General features: G+C 54.9%; 14 protein-coding genes and 1 riboswitch. Of the genes, 2 read left to right on the top strand and 12 right to left on the bottom strand.

Annotated elements, in window-relative coordinates:
- Window positions 1–21 precede the first annotated feature (21 nt).
- The 11 genes from recA to I2G69_RS13495 all read right to left on the bottom strand — a co-directional run bounded on the left by recA (window position 22) and on the right by I2G69_RS13495 (window position 16,743).
- Window positions 22–1,185, bottom strand: a complete 1,164-nt coding sequence (recA, locus tag I2G69_RS13545; protein WP_195560946.1) for a recombinase RecA — start codon at window positions 1,183–1,185, stop codon at window positions 22–24.
- 198 nt (window positions 1,186–1,383) lie between these two features.
- Window positions 1,384–1,857, bottom strand: a complete 474-nt coding sequence (gene ribH / locus I2G69_RS13540) for a 6,7-dimethyl-8-ribityllumazine synthase (protein ID WP_087234263.1) — start codon at window positions 1,855–1,857, stop codon at window positions 1,384–1,386.
- The gene (locus I2G69_RS13535; RefSeq protein WP_087234265.1) at window positions 1,854–3,089 is read right to left on the bottom strand and encodes a bifunctional 3,4-dihydroxy-2-butanone-4-phosphate synthase/GTP cyclohydrolase II; all 1,236 of its coding nucleotides are present in this window, start codon (window positions 3,087–3,089) and stop codon (window positions 1,854–1,856) included. The genes ribH and I2G69_RS13535 overlap by 4 nt, the downstream gene beginning before the upstream one ends.
- Window positions 3,090–3,101: 12 nt before the next feature.
- On the bottom strand, window positions 3,102–3,749 hold the full coding sequence (locus tag I2G69_RS13530) for a riboflavin synthase (protein WP_087234267.1): 648 nt from the start codon (window positions 3,747–3,749) through the stop codon (window positions 3,102–3,104).
- Complete coding sequence (ribD, locus tag I2G69_RS13525) at window positions 3,730–4,836, bottom strand: bifunctional diaminohydroxyphosphoribosylaminopyrimidine deaminase/5-amino-6-(5-phosphoribosylamino)uracil reductase RibD (protein ID WP_087234269.1); 1,107 nt, start codon at window positions 4,834–4,836, stop codon at window positions 3,730–3,732. Before ribD ends, I2G69_RS13530 begins: the two co-directional genes overlap by 20 nt.
- 153 nt (window positions 4,837–4,989) lie before the next feature.
- Window positions 4,990–5,104, bottom strand: a riboswitch (FMN riboswitch).
- 92 nt (window positions 5,105–5,196) lie between these two features.
- On the bottom strand, window positions 5,197–6,066 hold the full coding sequence (gene prmC, locus I2G69_RS13520; protein ID WP_195560945.1) for a peptide chain release factor N(5)-glutamine methyltransferase: 870 nt from the start codon (window positions 6,064–6,066) through the stop codon (window positions 5,197–5,199).
- The gene (locus I2G69_RS13515; protein WP_087234273.1) at window positions 6,063–7,052 is read right to left on the bottom strand and encodes a DUF1385 domain-containing protein; all 990 of its coding nucleotides are present in this window, start codon (window positions 7,050–7,052) and stop codon (window positions 6,063–6,065) included. The genes prmC and I2G69_RS13515 overlap by 4 nt, the downstream gene beginning before the upstream one ends.
- A gap of 1 nt (window position 7,053) precedes the next feature.
- Window positions 7,054–8,502, bottom strand: a complete 1,449-nt coding sequence (locus tag I2G69_RS13510; protein WP_191448826.1) for a sensor histidine kinase — start codon at window positions 8,500–8,502, stop codon at window positions 7,054–7,056.
- A gap of 38 nt (window positions 8,503–8,540) precedes the next feature.
- Window positions 8,541–9,245 carry a response regulator transcription factor gene (locus tag I2G69_RS13505; protein ID WP_087234277.1) on the bottom strand — a complete coding sequence of 235 codons (705 nt, stop codon included), beginning with the start codon at window positions 9,243–9,245 and terminating at the stop codon, window positions 8,541–8,543.
- 102 nt (window positions 9,246–9,347) lie between these two features.
- Window positions 9,348–10,718, bottom strand: a complete 1,371-nt coding sequence (locus I2G69_RS13500) for a VCBS repeat-containing protein (protein ID WP_242969688.1) — start codon at window positions 10,716–10,718, stop codon at window positions 9,348–9,350.
- Between the two features lie 718 nt (window positions 10,719–11,436).
- Window positions 11,437–16,743, bottom strand: coding sequence for a glycoside hydrolase family 97 catalytic domain-containing protein (locus I2G69_RS13495; RefSeq protein ID WP_195560944.1), 5,307 nt, complete (start codon window positions 16,741–16,743; stop codon window positions 11,437–11,439).
- 489 nt (window positions 16,744–17,232) lie between these two features.
- Between I2G69_RS13495 and I2G69_RS13490 the strand changes: the two genes are divergently transcribed.
- Window positions 17,233–18,252: a reverse transcriptase family protein gene (locus tag I2G69_RS13490; RefSeq protein ID WP_191363112.1), complete on the top strand. Its 1,020-nt coding sequence runs from the start codon at window positions 17,233–17,235 to the stop codon at window positions 18,250–18,252.
- 415 nt (window positions 18,253–18,667) lie between these two features.
- A complete protein-coding gene (locus I2G69_RS13485; RefSeq protein ID WP_191396002.1) occupies window positions 18,668–20,953 on the top strand; it encodes a GH25 family lysozyme in 2,286 nt (761 codons plus the stop codon).
- Window positions 20,954–21,303: 350 nt separating this feature from the next.
- On the opposite strand, the gene I2G69_RS13480 is transcribed toward I2G69_RS13485, so the two are convergent.
- The coding region (locus I2G69_RS13480; protein WP_195560943.1) for a hypothetical protein at window positions 21,304–21,618 on the bottom strand (315 nt) is incomplete at its 5' end.

The following is a 21,618-nucleotide window of genomic DNA, read 5'->3' as shown; positions in this document are numbered from 1 at the left end:
CCATCCTTTTATGATTCATGTCTATTCGACGTCGTCGGCCTCTATGTCGATTTTCGCAGCCGCTGCGCGGGAGGCCGGTTTTGCCTCCTCCGCCGCAGGCGCGGGGATCTCCAGCGGTTTCGCTGGGGAAGCGTTCGGCATGGGTACCGCCGACTTGGCATAGAGTTTCCCGACATTTGCGCGAACCTGCTGTTCGATTTCGTCCGCCAGTTCCTTATTGGTGGCAAACAGCGTTTTGACATTGTCGCGGCCCTGCCCCAGGCGCTCCTGCTTATATGAGAACCAGGCGCCGCTCTTCTGCACGATATCCAGCTTGACGGCAAGGTCGAGCAGCTCGCCCTCGCGCGAAATGCCGCGGCCGTACATCACGTCGAATTCCGCCTCACGGAATGGCGGCGCAATCTTATTCTTTACCACGCGCGCACGGGTGCGTGCCCCAACCTGTTCCGTGCCGTTCTTGAGCGTCTCAATGCGGCGGATGTCGATGCGCACCGAGGAATAGAACTTCAAGGCGCGGCCGCCGGGGGTGACCTCCGGGTTGCCGTACATCACGCCCACCTTTTCGCGGAGCTGGTTGATGAAGATCGCCACGCAGTTGGATTTGGAAATCGCACCCGCCAGCTTGCGCAGCGCCTGGCTCATCAAGCGCGCCTGTAGTCCCACGTGGGAATCGCCCATCTCGCCCTCGATCTCCGCGCGCGGAACCAACGCCGCCACCGAGTCGACCACAATCACGTCGATTGCGCCGGAACGCACCAGCGCCTCCGTGATCTCCAACGCCTGTTCGCCGGTATCCGGCTGGGAAACAAGCAGGCCGTCCACGTCCACGCCCAACGCGCGGGCATACACCGGGTCGAGGGCGTGCTCCACGTCGATGAATGCCGCATTGCCGCCGTTCTTCTGCCCCTCCGCGATGCAATGCAGGGCCAGCGTGGTTTTGCCGGAACTCTCCGGGCCGTAGATCTCGACGATACGGCCGCGCGGCAGCCCGCCGATCCCGAGCGCCAGATCCAGGGAAAGCGAACCGGTGGGGATCGCCTCCACATGCATGGCCTCGTTCTGGCCCAGACGCATCACCGCGCCCTTGCCAAACTGCTTTTCGATCTGCGCCAGCGCTGTCTCCAACGCTGCCTTTTTATCCATCGTTTTTCCCGCAGCCGCGCCGCGGCTTTTGTCCATGGCCATTTGATTCCCTCCGGTCTTTTGATTGGAAAAACGCCGGAAGAAGTTCCGGCGTCTCGAAGTGACAAGTCATAAAATAACTTGCATTATTATATCGTATTTTTGAAAGAAAAGCAATGGATGGGGACAAATTTCGAACAAAGTTTCTTGCAAACCTTCTATCTTTTGGCAGGGGGCGCCTTTCAAGCAAAACGCCGGGGATCAGTCTGCACGTTTTAAGGTGCGCAGTAGGTTTACCATTTCAATGGCCCCTTGCGCACATTCCGCTCCCTTATTGCCCGCTTTCGTCCCTGCACGCTCGATCGCCTGCTCGATGGTATCCGTCGTCAAAACGCCGAACATAACCGGGACGCCGCTCTCCAGCGACACATGCGCAATCCCCTTGGAGACCTCGTTACAAACATAGTCGTAGTGGCTGGTGGCGCCCCGGATCACAGCGCCCAGCGCAATTACCGCATCGTACTGCCCGCTCTTTGCCATTTGGCTGGCAACCACAGGGATTTCAAACGCACCCGGCACCCATGCGACAGAAATCGCATCGCCCAGCACGCCGTGGCGCAGCAGGGCGTCTTCACAGCCGCTGAGCAGCTTAGAAACGATAAACTCATTGAAACGGGAAGCTACAATTCCCACACGCATCCCTTGCGCAACCAGTTTTCCTTCGTAAATCTTCATAAGGTTGTTCCTCCTTCACTGGATACATCGGTTTCATAATGTAAAATGTGGCCCATGCGGTGCTGCTTTGTCTGCAAATAGAACAGGTCCTCCGGATTTGCCTCCATCTGGATGGGGATTCGCTCTACAATCTCCATCCCAAAGTCCCACAATTGGTAGATCTTATCCGGGTTGTTTGTCAGGAGCCGTAAGGTCTTTGCCCCCAAGTCCCGCAGAATCTGCGCACCGATAAAATACTCCCGCAGATCTCCAGGAAAACCCAGGGCGAGGTTTGCCTCCAGGGTATCCATGCCTTGGTCTTGAAGCGTATAGGCCTTCAGTTTGTTGAGCAAACCGATTCCACGGCCTTCCTGCCGCATATACAGCAGAATCCCCCGTCCCTCTTTCTCAATCTGCCGCATCGCCGACGCCAATTGCTGGCCACAGTCGCACCGGAGTGAGCCGAAGCAATCCCCCGTCAAGCATTCGGAGTGAACGCGGCACAGCAGCCTCTGTCCATCCCCTATGTCCCCCTTGACCAAAGCAACATGGTGTTCCCCATTCAGCTTGTTGCGGTAGCCATAGGCGGTGAATTCCCCATATTTGGTTGGCAAGCGTGCCACAGCCACCTGTTCTACCAGCTTTTCATGACGTTTGCGGTAATTTTGCAGATCTCGGATGGTGATGAACTTCAAGCCCCATTCCTGCGCCTTCTGCTGGAGTTCCGTGGCGCGCATCATGGTGCCGTCTTCCCGCATGATCTCGCAGCACAGGCCGCATTCCTTCAAACCGGCCAGCCGCAGCAAATCGACCGTCGCTTCTGTGTGGCCGTTGCGTTCCAAAACGCCGTTCGGCTTTGCCAGAAGGGGAAACATATGGCCGGGGCGCCGGAAATCCTCCGGACGTGCCCCTTCTTCAACGCATTTCATCGCGGTGATGGAGCGCTCTGCAGCGGAGATACCGGTGGTTGTGGATACATGGTCGATGGAGACGGTAAACGCCGTCTCATGGTTATCCGTATTGTCGGCCACCATCTGCGGGAGCCGGAGCTTTTGGACATATGCGGCCGACATGGGCATACAGATCAGCCCCTTGGCATGGGTGGCCATAAAATTGATGTTCCCAGTGGTTGCAAACTGGGCTGCACAGATGAGATCGCCTTCGTTCTCCCGGTCGGGGTCGTCGGTACACAAGATCAAGTGTCCCTGCCGCAGCGCCTCCAATGCGTCTTCAATCGAATCATATTGAAACATGGAAATTCCTCCTTAAAATCCGTTTTGCGCCAGAAATTCCAAGGTGACGCCCCTGGATGTAGGCGCCTCCTTCGATGCGCACAAAAACTTCTCCACATATTTTCCAATTACATCCGTCTCCAGGTTGACCGGATCGCCCGGCCGTTTCTCTCCCAATATGGTGGCGCTGGCCGTATGTGGAATAACAGAGACCGAAAAATCCGTCTCTGAAACAGAAGCGACCGTTAGGCTGATCCCGTCCATAGCGATCGATCCCTTCTCAACGATATACCGTAGAACCTGCGGGGCTGCCTCCACCGTATACCAAAGGGCGTTGTCATCCCTCTGGAGGGCTCGGATACAGCCTACCCCGTCGATATGTCCCGATACAATGTGACCGCCGAACCGCCCGTCCGCCGCCATTGCACGCTCGAGGTTTACGCGGCTGCCCACGGAGAGGCATCCCAGGGAAGAGCGGTTGAGCGTCTCGTGCATCACATCCGCTGTAAACCCTCCGGAGTCCTTTGAACAGACCGTCAGGCATACGCCGTTTACCGCAACACTGTCGCCAATTTTTAGACCGTTCTGGATTCGGACAGCCCCAATCGATAATACAGAGGAATGCGCGCCGCGCCGGACCGCGCGGACCGTCCCAATTTCTTCAACAATCCCCGTAAACATTGCCGTCCACCTCGCTTTCCAGCAAAAAGTCCTTTCCAAGTTGGACAACCACCGTATTTTTCAGCCGGACCGCCTGGGAGGGCAGTTCAACCCCTATGCCCGCCACCGGTGTCTTGGCGGCCGCACCGCCGAAGATCTTCGGGGCGATATAAGCTTGAATCTTTTGGACAATCCCCTGCTCCAGCGCCGCCCAATTCAGCGCGCCGCCCCCTTCCAGCAGAAGGCTATCGATGTTTTCCTCTCCAAGCCTCTCCATCAATGCACGCAGATCCACCCGGCCCTCCCGCTCCGGAAGGGTCCAAACCCGGCAGCCAGCGTCCTCCAGCGCTGCCTTCCTCCCCGGCTCCGGGGAGACTGCGGCCAAAATGGTGGGGACTTCCCTGGCGGTGCGTACAATTTGGCTGTGCAGCGGTATCCGTAAATGGGTATCACAGAGAACCCGGATGGGGTTCTTTCCTCCCTCCAGCCGGCAGGTCAGCAAAGGGTCATCCGCGAGGACAGTGCCGATTCCTGCCAGAACTGCCGCATACCGGTGCCTATCCTGATGGACACGCCGCCTGGCCGCTTCGCCGGTGATCCATTGGGAAGCGCCGGTCCGTGTGGCGATCTTTCCGTCCATCGTCATCGCGTATTTCATCACCACATAAGGGCGCCGGGTCTGGATAAAGTGGAAAAACACTTGGTTGAGCGCGTCACAAGCATCCCGCAGGACGCCGGTGGCCACCTCCACCCCTTGGACACGCAACCGCTCCAGGCCTTTCCCCGCTACCAACGGATTGGGGTCTTCCGAACCGACCACCACGCGGGCAATCCCGGCCTCCAGGATTGCATCGGTACAGGGAGGCTGCTTCCCATGATGGCAGCAGGGTTCCAACGTAACATACATGGTTGCGCCCTCCGGCGATTCCGTGCAGGCCTTCAAAGCCTCCCTCTCCGCATGGAGCTCTCCATAGCGCGTATGGTATCCCTGTCCAATGATACGGCCATGCTTTACAAGGACTGCCCCTACCATGGGGTTGGGGTTCGTCCAGCCGCATCCCCGCTTCGCCAGTTCCAGGGCCAAGCGCATATAATCTTGATCTTCCATCTTTCACCTCCGAAAAAAAGAAAAATGCCTTGAACGGTCGTTCAAGGCATCCTGAAATGGCAGGGGGCTTCTGGCCACAGAACATAAAAAAGCTCTGGAATCCAACATTCCAGAGCAAATCCATGCGTGCAGAGACGTTTTTATTCTGCCATACACGATCTTCTTTCATCCAGACTATACGGTCGGCTTCGGAGTTTCACCGAATCATGCCATGCGGCTCGTGGGCTATACCACCGGTGGGGAATTGCACCCCGCCCTGAAGATCCTATTCAATTGAATTGAGTATACTCCTCCTATTGGAAAAAGTCAATCCCTGGGACCCTTTTCGTTTGGCATTTCATCTGCCAGGGCCTTCCCCTCTCATGGCCCCGGATAAAAACATCCTACGACCACGCGGTCCAACCCGTTAAAATCCTTGCGCACTTCGATTTCCCGCACACCCGCCTCTTGGAACAATTCCGTCACGGCCTGCGCCTGTTCTTCCCCGATCTCCACAGCGGCAACGCCGCCGGGCTTCAAACGCGGGACCCATAGCTGCGCAATCGCCCGGTAGAACACCAGCCCATCTTCCCCGCCGTCCAGGGCTGTGCGCGGTTCCTGCTGCACCTCTTTTTGTAGTCCCGCAATCACCCCCGCCTCCACGTAAGGGGGGTTTGACACCACGAGATCTAGCCCGGAAAACGGTGCGGCCGATTCCGGCGACAAGACATCTAATCGGACCGGATGGACGGCCTTGCTTGCCAGCCGGCGGACATTGGCCTCCAAAAACCGGAAAGCATCCGCATAGAGCTCTGCGCAGGATATCTCTAACCCTGGGAGCAGGGATGCAAGCCCGATCGCCACTGCGCCGCTTCCGCCGCAGAGGTCGATCCCTTTCCAAGGCCCTTTCGCGCCGCTGCCCACACGGAGCCGTTCCGCCGCTGTATACACCAGCAACTCCGTCTCCTCGCGCGGCACCAGAACGCCTTCTCCCACGCAAAGCGTAAAATCCATGAACGGCCACTCGCCAAGGATGTACTGCAACGGCCGCCCCTGCGCCCGCATTTCACAAAGCTCCCAATATGCGGCCGCGTGCGCTTCTTCCGCCGGTTCCATCCCATGGATCATCAGCTTTTGGCGATCCATACCAAAGACCTTTTCAAACAGGCAGACAGCATCAAAGGCAGGGGTTTCAATCCCTGCCTTTTCTAAAAGCATCTTTCCCTTTTGATACGTTTGCCGCAGCGTCATGCCGTTTTCTCCTTTGGCTGCTTGGCCTGTAACGGGCATTGCAGATCCGTCCCGTCCTCCGGGATGACCGCCTTCATCGCCTCAATCGCCACTTCGATCATGCTGTCGTCCGGTTCCTTGACTGTCAGCCGCTGCATCCAGAGGCCGGGGGCCGAAATGATGCGCGTGGCAAGGTTGTCATAACGCCCACAGATACGGATAAGCTCATAGCCGATGCCCACCACCACCGGAATACAAAGCAATTTGACCAATGTGCGCAGGATGGGGTTTGTGAACGGGATGAAGAACCCGATGATGACCCCCAGCAGCAGCATGATAATCATAAAGCTCGTACCGCAGCGCGGATGGAAGCGGCTGTGATGCCGCACGTTTTCAACGGTCAGCTCTTCTTCATTTTCATAGCAGAAAATGGTCTTATGTTCCGCGCCGTGATACTCAAACACGCGCTTAATCTCCGACATATGCGCTACAATGGCGATATACGCCACAAAAATACCGATGCGCATCGCGCCCTCAATGATGGAGCGCCATGCTTCAATCCCCGTTCCAAAGAGGTATTGCTCGCACACATTAAACAGCCAGGTCGGCAAAAAGAAAAACAGCACAATGGCCAAGAGCAGGCCCAGGACCGTGCCCACCGCCATAATGGCGTTCATCAGCTTATCGCCAAACACCCGCTCCATCCACTGGTCAAACTTGGAGGGTTCCCCCTCTTCCTCAGCCATCCCAGACTTCTCTGCGGAGATATTCAGCGCCTTAAAGCCTGTGGAAAGGGAATCGATAAAAGCCGCTATCCCGCGGAAAATCGGGAGCCGGAAAATTTTGTACTTCTTCCCCAGGCCGTCCGTCTCCAGGGTTTCAGAAGAAATGGTGCCATCCGGCATGCGCACAGAAATTTCGGTGCGCTTCGGCCCGCGCATCATGATGCCCTCGATCAGTGCCTGTCCGCCGATGGAAGTAATACGTTTTGTCTTTTCTCTAGCCATTCTATTCGGATATCCTTTCTGTGTCCTGCGCGGCGTCCGGCGCCTTTTCGAGGAATGCAGGGATCCGGATGGTTACCACAGTCCCCACATTCTCGTGGCTTTCAATTTCCAGGCTGCCGGAATGCAGCCGCATGATCTCGTCGGCGAGTGCCAGCCCAATCCCGGAACCCCGGACGGTCTGGTTCGCCTTATAAAACTTCTTTTTCACGTTGGGCAGGTGCTCCGGCGGGATACCGCAGCCGTTGTCGCTGATGGCGACCCGGATGTAGCCGTTCTCCTCGGAGGCAACCACGCTGATGGTCCCGCCCTCGCCTGTATATTTTAACGCATTGTCCAGGATATTGACAAATACCTGCCGCAAACGGTTGATGTCCCCCAAGACCGGGGAAAGCATCCGCGGCTCTTCATATAGCAGATACTTGTGTTCGGATTTTGCGCGCTCGCTGAACATATAGACCGCTTCGCCCAACTCGGCAAGAATGTCGATTTTGTCCATTGTCAGGGTCATGCGGCCGCTCTGCATACGCGAAAAGTCGAGCAGCTCCTCCACAATGCCGGACAGCCGTTCGGATTCCCGGATGATGACGCTCATGCCCTTGTCGAAGGTTTCGTCGTCCATACCGCCGCCCTGCATCGTCTCTGCCCAGCCCTTGATGGCAGTCAACGGCGTGCGCAGCTCGTGGGAGACGGAGGAGATGAAATCATTTTTCATCTTTTCCGCCGCGCCCAGCTCCACCGCCATGTCGTTGATGGTGTCGCACAGCTGGCCGATCTCATCGTCGTTGGATTTTTCAATGCGCGCTTTGAAATCGCCCTGTGCGATCCGCCGCGCGGTCGCGCCAATCTCCTTGATCGGCGTGAGGATGGACTTCATAAAATAGTAACTCGAAGTGGAAATAAAAAGCAGGATCACGACGCCCGCCAGGATCAGAATCCCTACCACCATACCGATCTGCTTATCCGCTTCCTCCAGCGAAACAACGTACCGGACGCCGCCCACCACGCTGCCGGCGTCGTTGTGGATCACCCGCGTGACAGCCATCACCTTTTCCCCGCTGGTCAAGCGCCCGGTCCATGTGCCATACCCATTCGCATCGGCCAATGCCTGCTGGTAATCCGGCATGGGCTGGCTTTGATCCGGCGCAAACCCAATGGACGTTGTGATGATATGCCCCTCGGAATTGAACACCATCAACTCCATGCTTTCCTTGTTGGGGAAATTCTCCACATAATTTCGCGCGGCCGTGAGGAAGTCCTGCGAAGAACGTTGCCCGTAATCGGAGAAAACATTGGTCAATTCCCCTGCGCGGCCGTTGATCGCCTGTTGAATCCCATAATAAATATAATTTTGTATGGCATACGAAAGGCTGAAAACCAGCGCGACGATCAAGATCAGTATAACACCAAGGCTGTTCAAAAGCCAGCGTTTTGTAATTCCCTTTACCACCATGCGGGTTTTCCTCCTTTCCTATGGATTCCTCTCTAAATTTATGCCTCCCATTTATAGCCGAGTCCCCAGACCGTCACGATATGCTTTGGGTTACTGGGTTCGTCCTCCACCTTCATGCGCAGGCGGCGTATATTGACGTCCACAATCTTCTCTTCTCCATAGTAGGCTTCCCCCCACACATGCTTCAAAATCGCGGAACGGTCCAGAGCGGTCCCCGGATTGGAGAAAAAGTATTCCATGATCTGAAACTCCACCTGCGTCAGCTCAATGGGCGCGCCGCGCTTCATCAAGGTGCGGTTGCGCAGGTTGAGCGCAAAATCCCCGGACCGGATCTCCTCTTTAAAATTGTTTTCATCGCGCATCTGCGCCAAAGCAACCCGGCGGTAGACCGCATCCACACGCGCCACCAATTCCGACGGGCTGAACGGCTTCGTCACATAGTCGTCCGCGCCCATCATCAGGCCGCTGACTTTGTCCATCTCCTGTGTCCGCGCGGTAAGCATGATAATCCCGATCGAGCCGCTCTGCTTGCGCAGCTCTTTGCAGACGGCCAGGCCGTCGTACTTTCCGGGCATCATGATGTCCAGGATGGCAACGTCAAAATCCTTGCCCTCCCGTTCATAGATTTCCAGCGCTTCCTCCCCATTGGAAGCCTCATATGGCTCGTATCCGGCACGTTTCAGATTAATCACAACAAATTCGCGGATGGCCTGTTCATCCTCTGCAACCAATACTTTTTTCACGGCAGTACACCCTTTCCTACTGAACTTTTAAACGTCCGTCCCACGCCCATTCCCCATGTGAACCTTGCTGGGACCTCTCTCAACAACTCCCATATTTTTATCTTATTCCTGACGGATCAGCTCAAATCCATTTTTGATATCATTGATTGTGAGGGACAGCGCATTATCCGGCGTGGGGATTGCTGCGGCAAACACCAAATTGTTGTTGTCCACAAGCTGGTAATACCCATCCGTCCCCTCCTGGCGTTCCCAACTGTCCTTTGTAAAGACATGTAGGCGCAGCAATGCCGCCCCCATCGCGCCGGAACCGGTGGTTTCATCCGCAACCACCCACTCATAGAAAGTCAGTGTCCGCGTGGAAGGGTCCATCTGTGTGCTGACTTTCCCCCGCCACATGTCCGGCACTAGGAAGGAATACCCATCGGTGTAATCCATTACCATAGAAGCGCTTCGGACCAAGGTCCCTTCGCGCTCATCAAAGCGATGCCAATTCGTCAAATAATTTGTTTCATCCGGAGCGTTATCCGTCGTATAACCAGGCATCGGCGTCACAATGGGGATTTCAATAATCTTGCTATCCCCAATCGTCTGCGACACCGCATGTGTCCTACGCTGGGTATAGTTTGACGTCTGCGCATTGCTGTCATAGAAGGGGGATTGCAAGGTAGAAGCCTCCTTGTCCCAATACAGCATCTCGGTTACCAAGGTATCGGCGCTCTTTCGGCCATCCAATACAACGCCTTTCAAGTTCCCGGATTCACTGATGATTCCTGCCGTAGTGGAGGCATAGCTGGTTACGGTCGTATCCAGATTGGCGGAACCGATGATCTCCAACTGGTCGTCCCGGACCCGCAACAACCGGGCGATCGCAGGTTGGTCGCCGACCGTTACACTCGCGGTAAATATTTCATCGCTGTGGTCATCGTCAAAATCCATAACCACCATTTCTGTGTACGACTGCTCCAGTTTGAGCTCGCACATTTTTCCGTTTTCATAATAGTACACGCAAATGGTCGTCGAGTTATTGAGGTTACTTCCCCAACCGATCACCGCCTCGTCGTGCCCATCGCCGTTTATATCGCCAAAACAGACTTTATCCACTGTAGTGGCCGGGTTATTAAAATCCCCAACCGCCTTCCAGCCATCTTCTGTTTTATGGATAAACATGACATTGATTCCAGCACTGTCGCCTTTTTTCTGATAGAATGCAATGGCATCTTCCTGCCCTGCGCTAACAAGGCTATGCATAATAATTGCAGAGCGGTATTCCCCCCTGCTGGGGTATTTTAAAGTAGGGTTTGCGCCCGCCGATTTTTCCAGTTCGTCGTGGATTTGTGCGCGCTCCCCCGTAGGACGCGGAGGGCGCATCAGCGACTGGGCGTCCAGAGCTGAAAGAGAACAGCCTGAAAAAAGCAGCGAAATGGCCAGTGCCACGGCAACCGCTGCGCACCATATGCGCAATTTATGAGACAACTCACCGCCCCCTTTTTCGATTAAACGCGAACCTTTCTATCGATCTTGCTTGGGAACGAATCCCTTGCCCACCCACGAATATATGGATGTTTATCACTAAATTTTGAAGGGTTTGTTAAAAATAGTTCTAAATTGTCCGTCTATATCTTTGTTATTATAGCATCTTCTACGCAAATTGAACAGTATCAAATCTGTAATTGAATGAGTCAAATGAAATACCGTCTTATTTTCCAGGAACCATTGTGCCAATTGCGTACACAAAAACACCCCTGGCCCTTTTTGAAAAGCGGAAAGCATCTTACAAATACAGCCTTTCCAAACCTTCCTCACACCGCTCTTATTCCGGCCATAGGCAGAAAGGCCCCGCCCTAGGATATCCCAAGACAGGGGCCTCTTTGTTCATAAGGAAAAAACTTTCCTTTTATTTTAGATTAGCCAATCGGACGCACAGCGTCATCCGCGCCTACGGCGGGCGCACAGTGCCTCTCGCGCCTACGGCGTTCCCTACGGAAGCAAACTGTGAGGAGTTTGTTTTCCGCTCCACAGGGAAAACCCTACAGAGGCAGTCGAAAAATTGTTTCATAAAGGCAAAACACACAGCTCCGCAGCACCACATGTGAGAAATAGAAGTATCAAATACAGAAGGACCCAATCCCGGGAGCTTCCAGGATTGGGTCCTTGCTGTTTATTAGGGAAAAGCCTTCCCTTTTATTTTCGATTAGCCAATCGTTACCGTGCAATGCTTGACGGCGTTCTGGCCCGGCAGGGTGGTATAAACGCCCGTGCTCTGGCCCGGCGTGCCGATCGCATAGACTCTGTAATAGTAGTCGTTGCCGATCTTCGCCACGAACTGCGTCTTCAGCACATCGCCGTTGCCGACCGTGAAGCTCGGCGTCATAGCGTTGCCGTTGACAACCGTCATCTTGAAGCAATACGCCTGGCCATGCTTCAGCGTGAAGTTGACCGTCGTGTCGCTGCGGACATATGCGCTCACAGCCGATACATTCTGGCCTGCTGCCACAACACCGGAAGCGCCATATGCATTGCCAACGTTTGCGGACGTGCTGCCATTGCTGGAGCTGCCGGAGTTCGAACCACCGTTGCTCACTTCAACCAGGTTGGCCTTTGCCGCGCGCGCCTGTGCGACCGCGTTGTCCACAACCGCCTGGCCCTCTTCTGCGTCGAGAGTCTCGTCCGCCAGCAGGGTCTTCAGGTTTGCAATGGAAGCTGCAACCGCTGCATAGCTCGTCGCTGTGTAATCGGAAGCGTCCAGTGCTTCGAGCTCATTCAGGATTGCTTCCAGCTCGCTCTTATCTGCCTTCTTGCGCAGCGCCGCCATGGCCTCGGTCAGCGTCTGTGCCGCTTCGTTGATCGTCGCCTGCGCGTCGTCCTTCGTCAGCGCCTTTGCTGCATCCAATGCCGCCTGGAAAGCTTCCTGGCCGTCCGGCAGGTACTTGCCCTCTGCGATCTCCGCCGCTACTTCTTCCGCCTTCTCGATCAAGTCGTTCAGGCTGCTCAGGTCGGATGCACGCACCAAGCCCTCCGCTGCGTTCAGCAGGTCTTCATAGGCCTTCGTGACGTCCGCTTCCAGCGGCTCGTCGTCTGCAATAACTTCCGCTGCCTGCGTCATTGCTTCTTCAAATGCCGCCCAGCTGTCGCTCGTGAAGTCGTCTTCCACCAGGCCGCTCAAAATGTTATACAGCTCTTCCAGCGCGCTTGCGTCGCCCGCCTGGAAGTCCAGATAGTGGATGACGTTCAGCAGGTCATTCCAAGCCGCATCGATCTGCGCCTGGGTCGCCGTGTCGTCGTCCAATACCGCTGCCGCTGCCTCATAAGCCTCCATGAAGGCTTCCTTCGCTGCGGTGACCAGCGAATCGACGGTGCCGTCGTCCACATAGGTCTTCGCGTAGTTGTAAGTCTCTTCGAGGATGCGCTTATCGGTCACTTCGAATACGAAGTCCAGAACAACGCCGTCGCCTTCCATCGGAACCGTGTAAGTGTAGGAATCGCCGCTGATGAGCTCCGGCTCTGCGCCGTCGATGCTCACGGAGCGGAAGTTCTTGCCTTCCACGCGCGGTGCAAAGGTCAGTTCGACATTCGAACCGGTCGTAACATCCTTCATCTCGAGTTTGCCGAGCAGGTCTGCGATCTTCTGCGGTTCGCCGTCCACCGACAGGGTGACGTCCTTGTTGTTATAGGTTGCCGTGATCGTGTTGTCCTCTACCGGCGCCTCTACTACCGTGACGGTTGCCGTTGCCTTCAGATCCATCACATTCAATGCACCGTTCTCCAAAGTAATGGTGCCTTCCAGCGTGTAGGTATCCAGCGTATCGCCGTCGTAGTCGCCTGCTGCCCATGTGACAGGCAGCTCTGCCTCGGTGCCATTGAGCAAGGTCACCTTAACGGTGCTCGGCAGCTGCAGGTCTTCAAATGCAGTGCCCGCATAGACTTCGCCCAGCGCTACAGGCTCTACGTCTGTAATCGTGGTCTCGGTGCTCACAGCGAACGGGATCAGCTCGTCGTTATAGGTGAAGTCTTCGATTGTGATCTGGATGCTGTTGTTGTTACCAGCGCCGTTGCCGGTGTATACACCGAGCATGACGTTGTCCTGGCTCAGGAGCTGCGTGCAATCCTGCTCTGCAATCTGCACCCACTCTTGGCCGTCATAGCTATAATAGCCCTTGAAGATGTTGCCGTTTCTTTCCAGCTTCAAGTATGCATCTTCAGACGGATTGGTGTCCGCCACATAGGGCTCGCTATAGCCGTTCTGATAGCGCATAAACTCAAAGACGTTGCCGCCAAAGTTGCTGTGGTATCTTCTCATGACCGAAGCAGCATTGTTGCTGTTCGCAAACGCGGTCAGTGCTACGGTCTGGAAAGCGGTATCCAAGCCGCCGCTCACCTTTACAGTGGCCGTGAAGTCTTCGTCCTTCATCGGGAAGAGCACCATGTTCTTCGGCCACGCGCTGCTATCCGCATTGCCGTCAACGTCGCCGGACTGCGAATTCTGGATCATGGACGTTTCGCTCGGGAAGGAGATGTTCTCGCTGCTCTCGCGCTCGATGGTCCAGGTGTTGCGGTCCAGGGTATATTTCTCCATCTCAACCGTCACGGTGCAGGAATCCGATACGGAATCGTCCACCGGGGAGGTAGCTGTGATGACTGCCGTGCCGGGACGCAGAGCGGTGATATTGCCGCTATCGTCCACCGTCGCAACCGACGGGTCGCTGGATTCCCAAACCAGGCTGGGGATCAGCGGCTCTTCCGGCGTAATGGTCACATCCAACGTGGTGCTGGTATTGCGCTCCAGAGTCAATTCATGCTCTGCAAATTCGATGGTTTCTGCCGCGGAGGGCTTTTCTTTTGTGAAGATGACTGCGCAGCCGCCGCCGTCCTTCATCGGAACGGTGAGGGTGTCGTCCTTCGTGACCTTCTCGATTTCGAGCTTCAGGCCACGGTTGCTCGTGCCGTCATCCGCATAGACCATCGCATAATATTCGCCGTCGTCCAGGAAATCGAGCTTGAATTCTGCGTCGCGCGCTTCGTCAGTAATCGCGCAGGCATACCACTTGTCCCCGCTGCGGCGTGCCAATTCGGTAAACTCGCCCGGATAGCCGTCGATGAAATGCGTATCGTCCCAAACGGACGGGAAGTCCTTATAGAAGGAGAGTGCCGGGCTGCTCTGATAATCTTCCACGCTGCTGGCCAAGCAGTGCATGCCGCTGGTAATCAGGACGGACAACGCTACTTGGAAACCGGAAGTGGTGGAGCCGCCTCTCGGATAGACCGTCTCCGTTACGTCGGCCGGGCCAACGGCATTGCGGGTAAACGGCAAAATCGTGTACTGCTCTGCCCTCAGGTCGCCCATTTCCTGTCCATAGATGCCCTCGCGGGTCAGGATGCCCGGGTGGGTGCGGACTTCACCGGTCGGCTTGTTCGCGCCGTGGACATTCGTAACCAGGTGCAGTCTCTCACAGTCTGCATAGACGTCTTCCATCAGCTGGACACGTTCGTCGGTCTCGCGGTCAAAGAAGTCAACCTTGATGCCCTTGATGCCGAGCTCTGCCCAACGGTCCAAACGCTGTGCGCGTTTTTCCGCTGTATTCAAGTCGTCGACGTGTACCCATGCGATCAGGCCGACGCCCTTTTCGTTTGCATATTTAATGACATCTTCAATCCAACCGTACTCACCAAAGTAACGGGTACCGTCGCCCTGGTTCGAACGCGGCTGCCAGCCTTCGTCCATGATGAAGTACTTCCAGCCCATCTCGGATGCAAAGTCGATATATTTCTTGATCTGATCCGGATTGGACTGCATGCCTGCGCCGCCAACCAGCCAAGTCCAGGAGCAAACGCCCGGCTCTGCCCAGCTGTAATCGCCCTCTGCCGGAGCGGGGCTGAGGTTTTCGGTCATGGTGTTCTCGTTGATGTCGCCCAAGGTGCCAACAACGGTAAAGCGCCACGGGAATGCAAACGTTCCCTCTACGGTCGGGTCCGTGCTCTGCAACGGCGTTGCGGAAACTTTCAGCTCTCCGTCCTGCGCCACAACCATGGAACCCATATAGCCGGTCAACACAGCCTCGGAAATCATGCCGAAGGTGCCGTCCGGGGTCTCATACAGCATCGGGATCGTCTGGTTGCCGCTGACCGACTCTGCCGTATATTTAAAGAAATGCGACTCATAGGAATAAGCGCCGCTGCCATAGGCCATTGCCCAAACGTTGGACCCTGCGGGGAGCTCAAACGTCGTCGCTTCATCCTCGACCGCATAGGACTCGCCCTCCGGCCCATGGATGACATAGCGGAACGCCAAGCCGTCGTCATATGCGCGAACTACAACGTCAAATTGCACGCCGTCCTTCATAAAGGTAATCGTGCGCTCTGTATAGTGGTTGCGGTACTCGGCCTTCTTATGGGAATTGACCGAATAGGTCTCGTCCACGGTCGTCGCATCGGAAACCGATACAAATTCCAAGCCCTCGGAGAAATCGCCAATCTCGGTCTTCATGCCCATTGCGCCGAAATCCAGGACGGGTTTTTCCTCGCGCAGGACGGTATAAGAGAGATTTCCTTCACTGCCCAACATAAAGATGCCGCCGACATTACCCTCCGGGGAAGTAACCGACCAAACTTTGCCTTCCACCTCATCGCCCACAATCAGGTCGATGGAAGCGCTCTTGGTGATGCCGTCCAATGTAACATCGCAGGTGATCGTTGCCAAGCCGTTGGCTACCGCCGTAATTGCGCCGCTGCCGTCGACCGTTGCAACTTCGTTATCGCTGCTGGTGTAAGAAATCTCTGCATTGGAGAGATCAGCAACGCTATCGTCGACCAACGTGCCGGACAAGCTGATATTCACCGTCTCGCCGGCATCCAAAATGGTCTTGTCCGTAGAAGCGGTCACCTTATAAAGATTCTGCTGTACAGTGGCGTCCAGAATCAATTTTGCATCCGCCCACACGCTGTGGTCGGAATCGTTGGAATCGCCGCCCGTCGTCGTAATCAGAATCAGCTGTTTTGCATCCGCCGGGATCTCCACATCCACATACTGCTGCGGATCGGATTCTGCGATGCGATCTACCGTAAACAGCACCTCGTCGTCCGCCTTAACGGTAAAGCCGCAGGTGCCGCGGGACTTCGAATAGTTAACGCCTATGTAGGACTGGAAGCGCTGCACACCGCGGCCTTCGATGTCGTAAACCAATTCCGAAGCTGCGTGTGCGCAGATACCCTTCTCATAGACCTTGGTGCCGCCGTCTTCCGTGCGCAGCTTCAAGGGCAAGTTTTCAAGGCCCTCATCAAGCATCAAACTGCCCCAGCCGACGGTCGCCTTCGCAGGCTGCATATCGCTGAGGTAACGAGTGATTGTCTCCTCTTCCCCGTCGTTTACCACGGAAACAGAGGCCTGGCTGCTGGGATTCAAAGCAACCATATTGGTCTGCGCCATTGCGGTTACGCCACTTGCCACCGCCATCTGAACGGCGAGTACCAGCGCAACAGCAGAGCGCCATGTTTTTCTTTTCAACTTAAGTCTCCTCCTTTTAATCAAAATAACTTCCCAAATGATTATGGTCTTCTTTATGAGGCATCCGCTCGACTGACGGATCCTTATTATGATCCTCCTTTCTTTTCCTTCACTAGAAATCATGTTGAAACCTAAAGTATTATAGCACTATGTTATGACTTTTTCTAGTATAATTTAAAAAATTTGTGGAAAAATCTTTACATTCCCTTTGGTACGAAAGAATTTATGATATGTTACAAAATTAGAATAGAATTTTGTAAAGAAATATGATACAGTATTCGTTAGGCGGGACAACAGCGCTTTCCGTGGCCATTGTCAGCACGGCTGGCCGGGGAGTCGCCGGCCAATAGGATATCTGGGCAGAAAGAGGCATGCGGGATTCGCCGTGTAATCGATACACTGCGTGTATTCCCACACGGCTGTGCCCGCATCCCTTCAGGTGTTTGATGTGTTGCCCCGCCGCACCTTTAAAAATCAGGAGGGAAGCGGATGATCCAGACACCCGAAGACTTTTGCCAATGGCTCCAGCCAGATGCTTCCATCCGTTCCGTGCAAAAAAGCTTGTATTGGCTTTTGTCCCTGCGGTCCGCCCGGAAAAAGCGGCGGGAATATCAAGTTTTCTGGCTGGCCAAGCGCGGCGGCGGTTACCGCCCGGTTGCGGCGCCCTCTCTTGGGCTTAAAAAGGTGCAACGCGGTATCCTTTCGCTGTTGTCTGTGGGGGAAGTCTCTCCCCATGCGACCGCTTATCAGCCGGGCTGCACGCTTTTGCGCAATGCGGCCCCGCATGTCGGGCAACCCTTCGTGGTCAAGCTCGACATCGCTAATTTCTTTGGGAGCATTCCTTTTCCAGCGGTCTATGCGGCCATCGACCGTGCCTTGTGCAGGAATCCAGAGATCCAATCATCCGCCAAGGCATCCTCTGCAAGGGAAGGAGCCACCGAAAGTTACAACGCGGCCCTGAGTTTTTTCTTTGCTACTCTCTGCACCCTCGACGGCGTTTTGCCGCAGGGCGCCCCCACCAGCCCGCTGTTGTCCAATCTAGTCTTTTTCCCTTTGGACTGCCGAATCGCTGCGTTTTGCGAGGGCCGTAAAATCCATTACACCCGGTACAGCGACGACCTGACCTTTTCGGGCGACTTTTCACCGGATACGCTGATCCGTTTTATACGGCGGCTTTTGTGCGAGCACGGATTCCTTCTTCATGAATCGAAAACCGTTATCGCCCGGCGGGGAAACCGGCAACAAGTGACCGGCATCCTCGTAAACGACCGCCCGCAGGCCGGGCGTAAATTCCGCAGGCGCATCCGGCAGGAACTCTATTATATTCAACGCTTCGGCCTATCCTCCCATCTGCTCCACGAAGGGCGGACGGGCGAGTCATGCGCCCCAGGGCCCTATCTTCACAGTTTGCTCGGCCGCATCCAATTTGTGTTGCAAGTGTGCCCATATGACCGGGAATTTCTGGGATACCGGGCATACATTTTGCAACAAATGAAACATTATACATAAATATGACGAAAATTAGGCGGCACGGGCCGCCTTTTTTTCTGTCCCTTTTACTTCCTCCCTAACGGCCTCTTCTATCCCCCTGCCTTCGTCGTACAAACGTTTCCGATCCTTCCAGGAATCCCCTGTTCTACGCCATTTTTCCTCTGTGTTTTTCTATTCTTTCCCATATTTGCATATCCCCTCTGTGTACTTGACATAATTCTGGAATTCCCATATAATCAAACACGAAAACCATGTAAAAATCCGCCGGATTTTGCATGAAGTTCCGTGCCGGATGCGGCCCGGCCAACCAGAAGAAAGGGGATATGCGATTGAACGAACCATTTAAAAAAACATGCAAACAGCTTTCATCTGTGCGGAGCGTTGTTCCGGCTGCGCGTGTTCGCGGCGTAGCCGCTTTAAAGGAGGAGCCCAATTGAAAAAAATACTCGCTTTGCTTTTGACGTTCTGTCTCACATTTTACTGTGGGGCTGCTGCTTTTGCGGAGGATGTTTCCGCTGTTGCGGCTACGTCTACAGGAACTTTTCAAATTGATAACACGTCCATTGCGATAAAAGTCGGGGAAAGCGCGGTGATTACCGCTTATGAAAATGGTTCCCCCACGATGAACGCCACATGGACCGTCAGCAATCCAAGCATTGCATCCGTCAGCAATGGTCTGGTGACAGGCCACCAGCTTGGTACAACGACCGTCACCGCCACGAACAGCGCGGGAGAAAGCGCAACCTGCTATGTACACGTTGTCTTAAAGGGGATTGATGTGTCCTCCTGGCAAGGAAATATTGATTGGGGAACGGTCAAAAACCAAGGGATCGACTTCGCAATTATCCGCACCGGATATGGGAAGACCGCCCCGGAAGTGCAGACCGACGCCTATTTTGCGCAGAATTACAGCGGCGCCACCGCAAATGGCATTAAAGTGGGGGTATACCACTTTAGCTATGCGGAAACCGTAGAAGACGCCCTTCAGGAGGCTGACTTCTGTTTGAGCATTTTGGATGGGCGTGAACTGGATTACCCCGTCTTTTACGACATCGAGGACACTGTCCACCGCACCATGGATACCAATTTGATGGCGGACATTGTGGAGGCGTTCTGCGGGAAAATAGAAGCGGCCGGTTATCGCACTGGCGTCTATAGTTCGGTCAACATCTTTAATTCCAACCTATCCAGCCCGCGCCTTGATAAGTATGACCGCTGGGTGGCAAGCTGGGGCAGGGATGTGGCCAACCTCGATAAAGCTTATACCATTTGGCAGTATGCATACGGCACCCTAGCGGGGATCAGTGGGAATGTGGACTTGAACTACTCCTTTAAGGACTATTCACAGGCTGGTACGCCTGTGGCCCCGTCCAACCCAACCACGCCTTCCATCTCGTGCGACACATCTTCTTATGCGTTTGGTTCCAACGATGTATACTATTATAAGGTAGTTACATCCAGTGCAACGCAGCCGACCGCGACCTCTTCCAACCCGTCGGCTGTCTCCGTTACATTCGGCAAGAAGGTGAGCGACGGGTATATTTTCCAGATCAATAACGTCGGTTCTGGCACAGCGACTATCACCACAACCACGGCGGAGGGCGCTTCGGTCAGCTTCCAGGCCACCGGCAATAAATCTGCAACGCCGGCATTGACCTGTGACACATCGTCTTATACATTTAGTAATAATTCTGTATATTATTATAAAGTGTTTACAGACAGTATCGTGCAGCCAACCGCGACTTCTTCCAACCCTGCGGTTGTATCCGTGACGTTTGGAAAAAAGGTCTCGGGCGGGTATATCTTCCAGATCAACAACGTTGGTACGGGCACGGCGGTGATCACCACGACCACTGCGGACGGTGCTTCGGTCAGCTTCCAAGCGACCGGCAACAAGTCCATCGTTTCCTCTACGTTGACTTGCGACACCACTTCTCCTTATACATTTGGTAGTAATTCGACTTATTACTACAAAGTGTTTACAAACAGTACCACACAACCGACCGCCACGTCTTCCAATCCTTCAGCTGTTTCCGTTACGTTTGGTAAGAGGGTGAGCGACGGGTACATCTTCCAGATCAACAATGTCGGCACGGGGACGGCGGTCATCACCACAACAACGGCCGATGGCGCTTCCGTCAGCTTCCAGGCAACGGGCACGCGGTCCACTTCAAGCGGTACGCCGCTGCGGTGTGATACCACCTCTCCCTATACATTTGGTAGCAATTCGGCATATTACTACAAAGTGTTCACCACCAGTGCAACGCAGCCGACTGCCACATCTTCCAACCCGTCCGCCGTTTCGGTCACCTTCGGCAAGAAGGTAAGCGACGGGTACATCTTCCAGATCAACAATGTCGGCACGGGAACGGCGGTGATTACGACGACGGTGGACGGTTCCTCCGTCAGCTTCCAGGCCACCGGCAATCGTTCTTCGTCGTCGGGGTCCACCCCCACCGGGAGCCTGACCTGTGACACCACGCATCCCTTTACCATCCGGCAGGGAAACATTTATACGTTCCTGTTTACACCGAATGGAAACGTTGGAACCCCACAGTTCACCACCGGCAACAGCAATGTTTTGATCACCGCCGGCCTGAAGCTGCGCAATGGTTCCTACCTGTTGACGGTCAAGGGCGTCGGCGTCGGCAGCACGGGCGTCTATGCGACCATCCCCGGTCAAGCGCCGGTCAACTACTGCACGGTAAACGTCGAGTAATTCAAGACAACACATAAAAGGCCCCAACCCTGGGAATCTCCCCGGGGTTGGGGCCTTACTGTTATCGGGAAGAACCCTTCCCTTTTATCTTGGCATTTCCGATTAGCCGACGCACAGCGTCTTTTCGCGCCTACGGCGTTCTCTACGAAAGCAAACCGCAAGGAGTTTGCTTTCCGCTCCACAGGGGAAGGCCCTACAGAGGCAAGCAAAAATTTTCATACAGGCAAAAATTACAGTTCCACCACATGTGAGAAATAGAAGAATCAAATACAGAAGGCCCCCAACCCTGGGAATTCCCGGGGGTGGGGGCCTTACCGTTATTGGGAAGAAGCCTTCCCTTTCATTTTAAATTAGCCAATGGTTACCGTGCAGTGCTTTGTAGCGTTCTGGCCCGGCAGGGTGGTGTAAACGCCCGTGCTCTGGCCCGGCGTGCCGGTGGCATAGACTCTGTAATAGTAGTCGTTGCCAACCTTCGCCACGAACTGCGTCTTCAGCACATCGCCGTTGCCGGCCGTGAAGCCCGGCGTCATGGCGTTGCCGTTGACCACGGTCATCTTAAAGCAGTATGCGCTGCCTCTCTTCAAGGTGAAGTTGACCGTCGTGTCGGAAACCACATAGGCTTGTGCGGATACGCTCTGGCTTGCAGAGACAATGCCCGCTGCGCC

This window comes from Anaeromassilibacillus sp. D41t1_190614_C2 (assembly GCF_015558525.1).
GTDB classification, from domain to species: domain Bacteria; phylum Bacillota; class Clostridia; order Oscillospirales; family Acutalibacteraceae; genus Anaeromassilibacillus; species Anaeromassilibacillus stercoravium.
This window is presented reverse-complemented; position numbering and strand designations above follow the sequence as displayed.